This is a genomic window from Duganella lactea (assembly GCF_009857505.1).
In the GTDB taxonomy this organism is placed as follows: Bacteria; Pseudomonadota; Gammaproteobacteria; order Burkholderiales; family Burkholderiaceae_D; genus Rugamonas; species Rugamonas lactea.
In genome coordinates this window covers 397,484-410,872 of sequence record NZ_WWCP01000001.1, presented here as the reverse complement: position 1 = coordinate 410,872, position 13,389 = coordinate 397,484, and the positions used below count along the sequence as shown (strand labels likewise).

The following is a 13,389-nucleotide window of genomic DNA, read 5'->3' as shown; positions in this document are numbered from 1 at the left end:
GGCGTCAGGCCTTCTTCTGATCGGCCACCCACTGCTTGATGTGGGTCTCCAGCACATCCATCGGTAACGCGCCGGCGCCCAGCACCTGGTCGTGGAAGGCGCGGATGTCGAAGCGCTCACCCAGTTCCTTGCGGGCGTAGTCGCGCAGTTCGAGAATCTTCAGCTGGCCGATCTTGTAGCCCAGCGCCTGGCCGGGCCAGACGATGTAGCGGTCGGTCTCGCTCTGCACATCCACTTCCTCGATGCCCGAATGGTCGTGGAAGTAATCCACCACCTGCTGGCGTTTCCACTGTTTGGCGTGCAGGCCGGTGTCCACCACCAGGCGAATCGCGCGCAGCATTTCATCCTGCAGGTGGCCGTAGTAGTTGTACGGGTCCTTGAAAAAGCCCAGCTCCTCGCCCAACCGCTCGGAATACAGCGCCCAGCCTTCGGCGTAAGCGGTGTAGTTGCCTTGCTGGCGGAAGTCGGGCAGGCCCTTGATCTCCTGCGCAATGGTCAGTTGCATGTGGTGACCCGGTACGCCCTCGTGCAGCGCCGTGGTTTCAATGCTGATGGTGGAACGCTTGGCGAAATCGCCGGTGTTGACCATCACGCGGCCGGGGCGCTTGCCGTCCGGGGAGCCCGGCATGTAGGATGCGGCGGCCGCGCCCTTCTCGCGGAACGCCTCCACCGGCTTGATCTCCACTTTCCCCTTGGGCAGGATGCCGAATTGCGCCGGCAGTTGGAGGTACATCTGGTCGGTGTACTTCTGATACAGGTCGATGATCTGCTGGCGCGATGTCGGATGCAGCTCGGGTTTGTCGGCCAGCGCCTGGTTGAAGGTTTTCAGATCGCTGTAGCCCAGCTTTTGCGCCGTCGCCAGCATCTGGCCTTCGATACGCGCCACTTCCGACAGGCCAAGCTGATGGATCTCTTCCGGCGTCATGTCGGTGGTGGTGGAAGCCTTGGCCTTGAAGGCGTAGCGCGCCGCACCATCCGGCAGCGACCACATGCCCACTTCCGCGCGGCCATATGGCAGGTATTTGGTCTTGGTGTAGACGGCCAGCTTCTTGTAGGCCGGCGCCACATCGTTCTTCACCGCCGCCAGAATCGCCTTGCTCAGGCGCGCCTTGTCGGCGGCCGAAAACGCTTTCGGGAATTTCTTCAGCGGCTCGGCGTAAGGCGAATCGGCCGGCTTCATCGCCGCCACGTCCTCGCACTGCTTGACGATCTGCGGAATCAGGAAGCGCGGCGGCATCAGCTTGTCCTTGACGCCGTTTTCCATCTGCACGCGGGTCTGCTCGAACAGCTTGGGCAGCGCGTGCAGGCGCTTGATGTAGTCGTCGTAATCCTTCACCGTTTCAAACGACAGCGCCGAGACGATCATCGGCGTGTCGATATGCACGCCGGAGTTCTGCGCCAGCGGCATTTCCCAGTCCTTGAAGCGGGCGCCGTCGAGGTTCTGGCGCAGCTGGCGCAGCATCAGTTCGCGGTTCAGCTGTTCCTGCAGCGGGAAGCCGGTGGTGTCCACCGCCTCGAAGCGCTTGAGGAATTCCGCGCTGGCCTTGATGTCGGCGTCGATGCCGGCCTGCGAGAAGTCCGACAAGCGGTCGTTGAAGCGCTTGTCGCCGATCAACGAAGCCCATTCAGGGCTGGTACGCATGGTGTAGTCCCACTGTTCCTTCAGCAGCGAGTTGAGCGCCGCGCGGCGTGCTTCCAGGTCGGGAGCGGCGGCCGTGGTCTGGGCGAGGGCGGCACCGAACAGCAGCGAAAACAGCAATGCGCTGGCGACGCCAAGGCGGGTGGTGATCAGGGTCATGTCGGACGATCCATAAAAATGTCGAGCTTGCACTGTACCTCAGCCGCAGACGCCGGGCAGCCAGGGCGTTGACATTGTTCCAATGTAAGCAACAGCTAGCCATCGCTCCACTGGGCAATTATCAAAAAAAAATTATTACCGAAAATAAAATGTTAACTTGCTCATTTTGCTAATATATCAATATAATTGTTGCGGCTTTGCAATTACAAAAGTCATACCCTTCGTCGCATTGCCGGCTTTGCGGTTGGCCGGTTAGTGCGGGCGTGGACATTTACGATTTTTTTTGAAAGAATCACCAATGAAACCAAGCTATCCGCTGTCTATCCTTGCCTTTTCCCTTGTCGCGGCTTCCCTTGCCCATGCGCAATCGAGTTCGCCGCTGACCAGCCCATTTGGCACCAGCCCCAGCACCGCCGCCGCCACGCTGAGCAAAGCCGCCGCCAAGGCCAGCCTGTCGAGCGCCGCCTTGAAAAAAGCCGATACCAACCATCTGGACCGCCTGCTTAACAGCGAGACCAACGATTTCATCATCATCTTCAAAGATAGCGCCCCGGCCCGCGCCGCGGTGGCCAGTACGCTGGCCGAAAGCCTGTCCATGCAAAAAGCCGCCTATCAGGCCACGCGCGCCAAGGTCCGCGCCGATCTGAGCTCCAGCGACGTCGCTTTTACCCATGAGTACACCACGCTGCCTTGGGCGCAGGCGCGGGTCAACAGCCGCGCCGCGCTGGTGGCGCTGATGAACCACCCGGACGTCAAGCTGGTGGTCGAGAACATCAAGATGAATTTGTTCACGGCGGAAACCCTGCCTAGCATCCACCAGCCGGTCGCGGTGACGGCCGGTCGCGGTGGCGCCGGCACCACCGTGGCCGTGCTCGACGGCGGCGCCAATATCGCGCAGCCGGCCTTTGGCTCCTGCAGCAGCGCCGGCGCGCCGGCCGCTTGCCGCGTGGTCGCCACCGTGCCATTCGGCACCCCCGGCACCTACAAGGTCACGCCGCACGGCACCAACGTGGCGGGCATCGTCGCGGCCGTGGCCGGCGGCGCCAAGGTCGCCTCGCTGGATATCTCGATCAACGACACCCAGGTCGATCTGGCGGCGGCCAGCCGCGGCATCGATTGGGCCATCGCCAACCGCGACCAGTACAACATCGTTGCCGCCAACATGAGCTTCGGCATCGGGCAATTTACGGCCAGTTGCAGCGACGCCGTCACCGGTACCGCCTTCGCCGACGCCTTCGCGCGTCTGCGCGCCGCGCGGATTTCGCCGGTCGTTGCCACCGGCAACAACGGTTACACCAACGCCGTCGCCTTCCCGGCGTGCGTGCCCGGCGCGGTCGCGGTCGGCGCGAACTACGACGTGAATTACCAGGGACCACTCAATTGGGGTGTTTGCAACGACGCCGCGCCCAACGCCAATACCGTCGCATGCTTCTCCAACAGCAGCAATCTGGTGACGCTGCTGGCGCCGGGCGTGAGTGTCACGGCCGCCGGCCAGAGCATGAGCGGGACGTCGCAGGCGACCCCGCATGTGGCCGGGGCGATCGCCGTGCTGCGCGGCGCCAATGCCGCGCCCAACGACACCGTGTCCGACACCGTTGCCCGCCTGTTGAACAGCGGCGTCGCCATCACCGACCCGCGCAATGGCGTGAGCAAGCCGCGGCTCGATCTGGCCGGCTCGCTGCGCGGCCTGATTCCCGATCCGGACTACCGTTTCGTGACGCAACAGATCTATCTGGCCTACTTTGGACGCGCCGCCGACGTAGGCGGACTGTACTGGTTCGCTGATGCCCTCAAATCCTCCGGCGCGCCCAAGGACGCGGTAGGCCTGGAGAACGCGTACGCCACCAATGCCACCGTGAAGTCCCTGCTCGACAACTTCAGCAACAGCGCCGAGTCGAACGCCTTGTATGGCGGCGACAACACCGCCTTTGTGACGGCGGTCTACAAAAACCTGTTCAACCGGGCGCCGGAAGCGGCCGGGCTGGCGTTTTGGGTCAACGCACTCAACAACGGTAGCCTGACGCGCGGCAGAGCGGCGCTGAGCATCCTGGCGGCGGCCTCGCCCAACAACAGCGACGGCGCCAGCGTGACCAACAAAAGCACGGTCGCGGTCAACTTCACCAAGTCGCTCGATCTCGCGCCGGAAATCGCCGCCTACAGCGGTCTGAACGCCGTCACGAAAGTGCGGGCGATGCTGGCCCAGGTGAACGGCAGCACCGACGTCAACGCCTTCCAGGCGACGGTCGACGCGACCATCGCCCAGTTGGTCGCAGGTCAGTAAAAACAATCGCGGCATCGCCGCGATAAAAAAACGGCGCGTAGAAACTACGCGCCGTTTTTTTTATGCGTTTGCCGCGGCCGGTCAGGCCAGGCGCTGTTCGAGCATTGCTTTCACAGCGATCAGTTCCTGCGGCAGGTGGTAAGCCAGTTTGGTGAACAGTTCGTCGTGCAGCTTCAGCTCTTCGCGCCAGGCGTCCTTGTCGATCGAGGTGATCGTTTCGAACTCTTCCGGCGAGAACGGGATGCCGTCCCACTTCAGGTCGCCGAAGCGCGGGGTGGTGCCGAAAATGTTTTCGACGCCGCCGGCTTCGCCTTCGATGCGTTCCAGCATCCACTTCAGCACACGCATATTGTCGCCGAAGCCAGGCCACACGAAGTGGCCCTGCTCGTCGGTGCGGAACCAGTTGACGCAGAAGATTTTCGGCAGCGTGGCGCCGTCGATCTTGCCGACTTTCTCGCCCAGATTCAGCCAGTGCTGGAAGTAATCGCTCATGTTGTAGCCGATGAACGGCAGCATCGCGAACGGGTCACGGCGCACGACGCCCATCTGGCCGGCGGCGGCGGCGGTGGTTTCCGAGCCCATGGTCGCGGCCATGTACACGCCTTCCACCCAGTTGCGCGCCTCGGTCACCAGCGGCACGGTGGTCGAACGGCGGCCGCCGAAGATGAAGGCCGAGATCGGCACGCCGGCCGGATCGTCCCAGGCCGGGTCGATCACCGGATTTTGCGTCGCCGGCACGGTGAAGCGGGCGTTCGGGTGGGCGGCCTTGCTGGTCGATTCCGGCGTCCAGTCCTTGCCTTGCCAGTCGATCAGGTGCTGCGGCGCCGGCTTGCTCAGGCCTTCCCACCAGACGTCGCCGTCATCGGTCAGCGCGACGTTGGTGAAGATAGTGTTCTCGCGCAGCGAGGCCATGCAGTTGTAGTTGGTTTTTTCGTTGGTGCCAGGGGCCACGCCGAAGTAGCCGGCTTCCGGGTTGATGGCGTACAGCTTGCCATCGGCGCCCGGCTTGATCCAGGCGATGTCGTCGCCGATGGTGGTGATCTTCCAGCCCTTGAAGCTTGCCGGCGGGATCAGCATGGCGAAGTTGGTCTTGCCGCAGGCCGACGGGAATGCCGCCGCCACATAGTGCTTCTTGCCTTCCGGCGATTCCACGCCGAGGATCAGCATGTGCTCGGCCAGCCAGCCTGGATGGCCGTCCTTGGCGTCCTGGAAGCCCATATTGGAGGCGATGCGCAGCGCGAAGCATTTCTTGCCCAGCAGCGCGTTGCCGCCGTAGCCGGAACCGAAGGACCAGATTTCGCGCGTCTCGGGATAGTGCACGATGTACTTGGTCGGGTTGCACGGCCATGCCACATCCTTCTGGCCGGCCGCCAGCGGCGCGCCGACGGTGTGCACGCACGGCACGAATTCGCCGTCGGTGCCCAGCACGTCATAGACGGCCTTGCCCATGCGGGTCATGGTGCGCATATTGACCGCCACGTAAGGCGAGTCCGACAGTTCCACGCCGATGTGCGCGATCGGCGAACCCAGCGGGCCCATCGAGAACGGCACCACGTACATGGTGCGGCCGCTCATGCAGCCGTCGAACAGCGGATGCAGCGTGGCGCGCATCTCGGCCGGGTCCATCCAGTTGTTGGTCGGGCCGGCCTGTTCCTTGGTGGCCGAGCAGATGAAGGTGCGGTCTTCGACACGGGCGACGTCGCTCGGGTCCGAACACGCCAGGTAGGAGTTCGGACGCTTGTCCTGGTTCAGCTTTTTCATGGTGCCGGCGGCCACCATTTCGGCGCACAGGCGGTCGTACTCTTGCTGCGAGCCATCACACCAGACGATGCGGTCCGGCTTGGTCAGGGCGGCGATTTCCGCGACCCAATTGATAAGCTTTTGCTGTTTGATGTAAGCTGGGGCGTTCAATGGCGCGACGCCTCCCATCAAGGGCTGATTCATGGTACCTCCAATGCTAATAAAGAATAGGGGGCGGCAGATCGTCGTCAGCTTATGGCTAGGCGCTCAGAGGTCCATTCGAAATGGGTCGGCGGTCGTTACGGCGGTCGTGGCGCGGGCCCGGATCTGGTGGTCGGGCTCTGGTTTGTCGGGCGATTGTACACCCGTCAATAGGGGTTCCATACAAAAATGTAGGAGAAATTGTTGAGTAACGTAGTAAGCTATTCGACGGCTGCGGCAAGCTGTTATTTCCCTACGAAATTTCTTAAAACATCGTTCATCTCCCATGAAAATCGCCATTCTCGATGATTACCAAAATGCAACTGCCAGCTTGAACTGCATGGCGTTGTTGGCCGGCCACGAGGTCAAAGTGTTCAACAGCGGCACCCGCGGACTGGGCCAGCTGGCGCTCCGGCTACAGCCCTACGAGGCGCTGGTGCTGATCCGCGAGCGCACCGCCTTCAACCGCGCGCTGCTGTCGAAACTGCCGAACCTGAAGCTGATTTCGCAGACCGGCAAGCTGGCCGGCCACGTCGATGTGGCCGCCGCGACCGAGCTGGGGATCGCCATCGCCGAAGGGGTCGGCTCGCCGACCGCGCCGGCCGAGCTGACCTGGGCGCTGATCATGGCGGCGGCGCGCAAGATCGTGCCGTATGCGAACAACCTGCGGGACGGGCTGTGGCAGACCGCCTCGATCAACCCGGCGCTGAACGGGCTGGGCTTTGTGCTCAAGGGCCGCACGCTGGGCATCTGGGGCTACGGCAAGATCGGCCAGATGGTGGCCGGCTATGGCCGCGCCTTCGGCATGCAGGTAGTGGTGTGGGGCAGCCAGGCCAGCCGCGACAAGGCGGTGGCCGACGGCTACGAGGCGGCGCCGTCGCGCGAGGCGTTCTTCGCGCAGGCCAATGTGCTGAGCCTGCATCTGCGGCTGAACGACGCCACCCGCGGCATCGTCACCGCCGCCGACCTGGCGCAGATGCGGCCGGATGCGCTGCTGGTCAACACCAGCCGGGCCGAGCTGGTGGAGCCGGAGGCGCTGGAGCAGGCGCTGCAGAAAGGCCGGCCGGGTTACGCCGCAGTCGACGTGTTTACCTCCGAGCCGCTGGCGGCCGATGCGCCGTTGCTGCGCATGCCGACCGTGCTGGCGACGCCGCACCTCGGCTACGTCGAGCAGGACAGCTACGAGCTGTACTTCCGCCACGCCTTCCAGAACGTGGTGGAGTTCGCGAACGGCACGCCGGCCAACATCAATAATCCAGACTACGCGCGTCAGGCTCGCCGGTAAGATTGATCGGCGACGCCGGCATCACATGCACCTTGCTCCACAGGCCGGCCCAGCCAGGCGGCCAGGTGATGACCGGGCCGGCATAGGGCGGCAGCGTGGCGCGCACGGGGATCACCGGCACCGGCGGCATCTCGGTCAGCGGGCCGCCGTCGCGGCGCTGCATGTCCAGGCTGTACATATAGCCGGGGAGCAGCGCGTCGCAGACGCTGGCGAACCAGGCGGTGTGATCCTCGTCGCGGCCCAGCGCCTGGGCCAGGCCCTGGGGGTCGAATTTGGCCAGCGCATGGATCAGTTCCTCGGTGGTGGCGCCGGGCGAGTCGCCCCAGCCCATGACCGGATTGCTGTTGTAGTCGGCGCCGGAGCCATACCAGCCCTCGCGCCACGAGCGCTGCATCCAGTCGCGCCGGCCTGTGAACAGATGCCAGCGCCAGTGCAGGCCGGACGGCTTGGGCCACGCATACAGATACAACTTCTGATAGCCGGCCTGGTGCAGCGCACGCACCACCGCCATCAGGCGCGCGTGCGGCATGCGGTCGGGCGGCGCGCGGCGGAACAGGATGGCCTCGCCATCGGCGAACTGGACCTCGTCGGTGGACAGGTTCAGATCGAGCGTGCGCGCCTCGTTGCCGAAGCGGGCGCTGATCCAGCCGGTCAGCAGATTGACGGTCGTGATCACGCCATAGCCACGGTGGCGGTGGAAAATAACGGTGCCGGGAGCGAGCGCTTTCATAGTCTGCGGGCGAACAAAGAAACCAGTGTAGACATAGTACGCCGAAGTTTCCAGTGCGGCGTTTGGGTTATGATGCGGATCTTTCAGTTAGCTTGGATTTTTATCATGACCCTGCGCATCCTGGCCACCGGTGGCACCTTCGACAAACACTACAACGAACTCAACGGTACCCTGGGCTTCGCCGACAGCCACGTGCCGGACCTGCTCAAGCGTTGCCGCCTGACCATCGACGTGGCGCTGGAACAGCTGCCGCTGATGGATTCGCTGGACATGACGGACGCCGACCGCCAGCGCATCCTGGGCGCGTGCCAGGGCGCGGCGGAGCAAGCCATCGTCATCATCCACGGCACCGACACGATGCCGCAGACCGCGCAAGTGCTGGGGCCGGCCAATCTGGGCAAGACCATTGTGCTGACCGGCGCCATGATCCCGTATGAAATCGCCAACTCCGACGCGCTGTTCAACCTCGGCTTCGCGGCCGGCGTGGCGCAGACGCTGCCGGCGGGCGTCTACGTCGCCATGAACGGCAAGATCTTCGCCTGGGACAACGTCCAGAAAAACAAGGCCGCCGGCGTCTTCCAGCCGCTGTGAACCGGTTTTAACGTCGCGGGGTGGCCAGCGGCGGTGGGATCTCCGGTGCGTAGAGGTTCAGCTCGACATGGCTGACGGCTGATCCGCGCAGCCCGTCCAGCCCGGGCGCGGCGACGTCGGCCTGGTAGGCGGACAGTGCTTGCGCCAGGTCCTGTACGCGCATGCTCAGCGCGCTGGCTGCCGTGGCGGTGGCGGTTTTGGCGGCGGTCAACGCGGCCAGTTGGGCGCTGCCGAGGCCTGCCATCTGTGCGGTGGTGAAGACGTTCGCCTGGGTGGTGCTGAAGGCGCTGATCTGCGTGGTCGACAGGACGTTCAGTTGCGCGCTGCTCAGCGCGCGCAGGTCCGCCGTTTCCATCGCCGCCAGATCTTCCGTCTCCAGCACGGCGACGCTTGTCTTGCTGAGCGCGGCCACTTGGGCGGCGCTCAGCGCCACCATTTGTTCTGTCGTCAGCATCACGGCCTGGGCGGTGCTCAGGCTGGCGATGACTTGCGTCGACAAGCCACCGAACTGGGCGGCATTCAGCGCGACCATGTCGCGCGTCGATAGCGCCTGGTACTGACGCGAGCTGAGGCCGGCCAGTTGCTGTGAGCCGAGCGCGGCGAACTGTTCGTCGCGCAGCGCGTCAAACGCGCCGGCGCTCATCGCGCTGATCTGGCGGGCGGTCAACGCGGCCACTTGTGCCGTGCCCAGCGCGGCCACGGCGTCGGTCGACAGCGTGGCGATCACGCTGCTGTTCAGCGCCGCCACGTCGGCCGTTTCCAGGCGGGCGATGGCGGCGTCGCCCAGGGCGCGGAATTGTGTGCTGCTCAGGCTGGCCGCTTGCGCCGCCGTCAGTGCGCGCAGTTGATCGCTGGAGAGCGCCGCCATCTGATCGGTACGCAGGCCGGCCATGGCCGCCGGTCTCAACGCGGCGATTTCCTCCGGCTGCATCCGCGCCAGCAAGGCGGTGCCCAGGGCGCCGATGTGATGGCTGCCCAGGCCGCTGGCCTGCGCGGTGCTCAGACCCAAAATCTGGTCGCTGCGCAGCACGGCGAACTGGCCGGCGGTCAGCCCGGAAATGGCGCCACCGCTCAAGGCGGCGAAATCCTGCGCTTCCAGCGCGGCGATGACGTTGGTGGACAGCGCGCCGACCTGGGCCGCACTGAGGCGCGCGGCCTGGGCGGTGGTCAACGCCACGGCCTGCCCGGCGCTCATACCGGACAGCGCCGCCGTGCGCAACTGGCTGATATGGGCGACGCTGAGGTAGCTGATGTCGTGCGCGGCGCCGCCCAGCGCGGCGAACTGCGCCGACGTCAGCGCGCCGAGGATGGTGGCCGGCAATGCGCTCAGCGATTGTGGCTGCAGGGCGGCCAGGTTGGCGCTGCTCAGGCCACCCAGTTGGCTGGCGCTCAGCGCGGCCAATTGCGTGGTGCTCAGCGCGACGAACTGGTCGCTGCTAAGCGCGCTCAGGCTGGACGAACTCAGCGCGTTGATCTGGCGCGGCGTCAGGGCGGCGATGCGCTCGCCGTCAAGCAGCGCCAGCAGGCGCAGGTCCAGCCCCTTGATGGCGGCCACGCCCAGCGCGGCCAGTTGCGCCGTGCCCAGCGCGGCAAAGGCGTCGGCCGACAACTGGTTCACTTGACGGCTGCCCAGCCCGCCCAGCGCGGCGGTGCTCAGCGCCAGCAACCGGCCGGCGTCGAACGCCTGCATCGTGGCGTCACCCAGCGCGCCGATCTGCAGGCTGCGCAGTGCCGCCAGCTGGTCGGTGCGCAGCGCCAGCACCTGCTGAACGTTCAGCACGCCCAGCTGGCGCGCGCTCAGCGCGGCGATATCCTGGGTCTCGATGGCGGCCAGTTCGCTGGCGCTGAACTGGCTCAGCAGCGCCGTGCCCAGCGCGCCGATCTGCGCCGTGCTGAAGGCGGCGATCTGGTCGCTACGGAACATATCGTGGCCGTCCACGCGGGCGGTCGGCAGGTAGCGCAGCTGGAGCACCGCCAGCGCGGCGATCTGGTCGGTGGTCAGCGCCCGCACCTGGTCGGCGCTCAGCGCGCGCAATTGCGCCTCGCGCAGCGTCTTCACGCCTTCGGGCCGCATGGCGGCCAGCACCTCGGGCCGCAGCGCGGCGAGGCCTTGCGGCTTGAGCACCTGCACCTGCGTCGTCAGCAGCGCGCCGACCTGGCTGGCGGTGAGCGCGGCCATGAAGTCGCTCGCCTGGCTGGCGACGGTCAGCGCGTAGCCGCTGAGGGCGGCGACATCGGCGTCCTCCAACGCGGCGACGCCGGCGGCGGATAGCGCCAGCAACTGCTTGGGGCTCAGCGCGCGCGCCTGGGCGGTGGTCAGGGCGACCAGGTGGTCGGTGGAGAGGGCGGCCAGGTCGGCCGTGGTGAGACTGACGATCAGGCGGGTGCCGCCTGCCGCGAACTGCGCGGTCGTCAAGTTGGCGGGTAAGCTCATTGTTTTCCTTTTTATCGAACGCTGAAGTGGATCGGCGGACGAACCCGGCCGCCGCACACGCGGCTAGCCGGGGGAACAGGAAATGCGCGTGCCGGGCTTAGGCTTTGGCTTCGCCGCCCAGCGCTTCGACCACGTCGGCCATCAGCTTGGACAGCTCGCCGGTCATCAGCATGAAGTCGCCGTCGAAGCGTTCGTCGTCGTTGCGCACGCCGGCGTCTTTTTCGCTCAGCACGTCCAGCGGCTTGACGCCCTTGATCGCCAGCGACTCGGTCAGCACGAACGAGATTTTGCTGTCCCAGGTCATGGCCAGACGGGTGCACTGCTTGCCGGCGGCGATGTGGCGGCGCACTTCTTCCGGGTCCAGCGAGTGCTTGACGTAACGTACCGCCGCCTTGCTCTCGCCGGTGGCGCGCAGTTCGGTGTCCATATCAACGGTGAAGCCGGCCGGCGCCTCGTCGGTCTGCAGCCACTCGGTCATCACGCCCACCGGCGAGCGCTGCACGCGCAGGCTTTCCAGCGGCATGCGGTCCACCGCTTTCAGCAGCAGCTTGATCACTTCGTCGGCCTTGGCCGGCGACGCGGCGTCAACCACCAGCCAGCCGTTGACCGGATCGATCCAGGTCCACACATTGCCGCGAATCGAGAAGGCGCGCGGCAGCAGTTCGTCGGCCACGCGTTCCTTCAGTTCTTTCATGGCCTTCTTGCCCGGAGCGAAGCCCTGGGCTTCTTCCATCTCGGCGGCGCGCGCCTTGGCGACCTGGTTGATGACCGAATTCGGCAGCAGTTTTTTCTCGGTGCCCAGCAGGATCAGCATCTGCTTGTTGACCACGTGCACCAGGCCGCCGTTGGGGCGCGGCTTGTCCCAGCCCTGGCGCAGCAACTCATTGCTGCTGGCCGGCGTGAAGGCGTTCGAGCTCAGCGCTTCTTCCAGTTGTTCGGGGGTGTAGGCCCAAGGGGCCGGCAGACGGTAAATCTGTAGATTCTTGAACCACATAAAGTTGACAGGCCTTGTTTCGGAGTTAGACAAAAAGAGCGCCATTTTACACGCTGGCGCAGCGCGCGGGCTCAGGCGAACAAGTCGCCCTGCACCGGCTGGGACGCGCGCGCCATGGCGCCGGGCGGCTCCAGCGTGCTGGCGCGCACGCCGAGCAGGCGCAGCTTGCGTTGCAAGGGCACCCGCTTCAGACACTCGCGCGCCGCCTGCAGGATCGCCGCCGCGTCCGCCACCGGTTGCGGCAGGGTGACGTTGCGGCTGACGATCTGGAAATCGTCATAGCGCAGCTTGATGCTGATGGTGCGGCTGACGTAGCCCTTGCGCTCCAGATCCTCCGCCAGCCGCGCGCACAAGGTCACCAGAATGGCCGACAGCGTCTCGCGGTCCTGGCGCGCGTGCAGGTCGCGTTCAAACGTGGTTTCGCGCGACATCGACTTGCTCTCGCGGCTGGTGGAAATCTCGCGCTCGTCGATGCCCTGCGCCACCCGCGCCAGCCACGCCGCGTAATGCGCGCCGAAATAATCCTGCAGCAACCCTTGATCGGCCTGCGCCAACTGGCCGACCGTCTCGATACCCAGCGCGGCCAGCTTGGCGGTGGCCTTGGGGCCGATGCCGTTGACCTTGCGCACACTCAGCGGCCAGATACGCGCCGGAATATCGTCCAGGCCCAGCACTGTCAAGCCGTTCGGCTTGTCCAGGTCGGAGCAGATTTTCGACAGCAGCTTGTTGGGCGTGACGCCGATCGAGCAGGTCAGCCCGGTGGCATCCCGCACCGCCTGCTTGATGCGCAGGCCCAGCTCGTGCGTTTCGCCTTCGACCCGGGTCAGGTCGACGAAGATTTCATCGATGCCACGGTCTTCGATTGCCGGCGCGATGCTGGCCACCGCTTCCTTGAACAGCCGCGAGTAATGGCGGTAGGCGTCGAAATTGGCAGGCAACAAAATCGCGTCCGGCGCCAGTTTGGCCGCCTTCATCATGCCCATCGCCGAACCGACGCCGAAGGCGCGCGCCTCGTAGGTGGCGGTAGTGATCACGCCGCGCCCGACATACTCGCGCAGCCGGCGGAACGCGTAAGAGCCGTCGGCGCGCTGCGCGGGCGCGTCGCCGCGGCCGCCGATCACCACCGGCTGACCCCGCAGCTGCGGGTAACGCAACAGCTCGACCGACGCGAAAAACGCGTCCATGTCGATGTGGGCAATGCGGCGACCGGATTCAGCCATGATGCGGAACACTGTAAATAAACACAGTATCCACCGAAAGCCGTGCGCACGCAAGTTGCCGCGCCGCGCGCCAGGCGGCGCGCAAACAATTTGCTAAATAATTTTCAAAACCTCT

At 65.3% G+C, this 13,389-nt stretch carries 9 protein-coding genes; 3 read left to right on the top strand and 6 right to left on the bottom strand.

Features of this window, described 5'->3' with window-relative positions:
• Positions 1-4: 4 nt before the first annotated feature.
• The gene (locus GTP44_RS01980) at positions 5-1,798 is read right to left on the bottom strand and encodes a DUF885 domain-containing protein (RefSeq protein ID WP_161018079.1); all 1,794 of its coding nucleotides are present in this window, start codon (positions 1,796-1,798) and stop codon (positions 5-7) included.
• 298 nt (positions 1,799-2,096) lie between these two features.
• Between GTP44_RS01980 and GTP44_RS01975 the strand changes: the two genes are divergently transcribed.
• Positions 2,097-4,079, top strand: a complete 1,983-nt coding sequence (locus GTP44_RS01975; RefSeq protein ID WP_161018078.1) for a S8 family peptidase — start codon at positions 2,097-2,099, stop codon at positions 4,077-4,079.
• 81 nt (positions 4,080-4,160) lie between these two features.
• Here GTP44_RS01975 and GTP44_RS01970 read toward each other — a convergent pair whose 3' ends face one another.
• Complete coding sequence (locus tag GTP44_RS01970) at positions 4,161-6,023, bottom strand: phosphoenolpyruvate carboxykinase (GTP) (protein WP_161018077.1); 1,863 nt, start codon at positions 6,021-6,023, stop codon at positions 4,161-4,163.
• Positions 6,024-6,306: 283 nt separating this feature from the next.
• On the opposite strand from GTP44_RS01970, the gene GTP44_RS01965 reads away from it, so the two are divergent.
• Complete coding sequence (locus GTP44_RS01965) at positions 6,307-7,305, top strand: D-2-hydroxyacid dehydrogenase family protein (protein ID WP_161018076.1); 999 nt, start codon at positions 6,307-6,309, stop codon at positions 7,303-7,305.
• Here GTP44_RS01965 and GTP44_RS01960 read toward each other — a convergent pair.
• Complete coding sequence (locus GTP44_RS01960; RefSeq protein WP_160988261.1) at positions 7,268-8,035, bottom strand: L-asparaginase; 768 nt, start codon at positions 8,033-8,035, stop codon at positions 7,268-7,270. The genes GTP44_RS01965 and GTP44_RS01960 overlap by 38 nt on opposite strands.
• 105 nt (positions 8,036-8,140) lie before the next feature.
• Here GTP44_RS01960 and GTP44_RS01955 point away from each other — a divergent pair, with 105 nt between their 5' ends.
• Complete coding sequence (locus GTP44_RS01955; protein WP_160988262.1) at positions 8,141-8,626, top strand: asparaginase domain-containing protein; 486 nt, start codon at positions 8,141-8,143, stop codon at positions 8,624-8,626.
• Between the two features lie 7 nt (positions 8,627-8,633).
• Here GTP44_RS01955 and GTP44_RS01950 read toward each other — a convergent pair whose 3' ends face one another.
• The 3 genes from GTP44_RS01950 to dinB all read right to left on the bottom strand — a co-directional run bounded on the left by GTP44_RS01950 (position 8,634) and on the right by dinB (position 13,274).
• Entirely contained in the window at positions 8,634-11,060 is a 2,427-nt protein-coding gene (locus GTP44_RS01950; protein ID WP_161018075.1) for a hypothetical protein, read from the bottom strand.
• Between the two features lie 97 nt (positions 11,061-11,157).
• Positions 11,158-12,054 carry a recombination-associated protein RdgC gene (locus GTP44_RS01945; RefSeq protein ID WP_160988264.1) on the bottom strand — a complete coding sequence of 299 codons (897 nt, stop codon included), beginning with the start codon at positions 12,052-12,054 and terminating at the stop codon, positions 11,158-11,160.
• 71 nt (positions 12,055-12,125) lie between these two features.
• On the bottom strand, positions 12,126-13,274 hold the full coding sequence (gene dinB, locus GTP44_RS01940) for a DNA polymerase IV (RefSeq protein WP_161018074.1): 1,149 nt from the start codon (positions 13,272-13,274) through the stop codon (positions 12,126-12,128).
• Positions 13,275-13,389 lie beyond the last annotated feature (115 nt).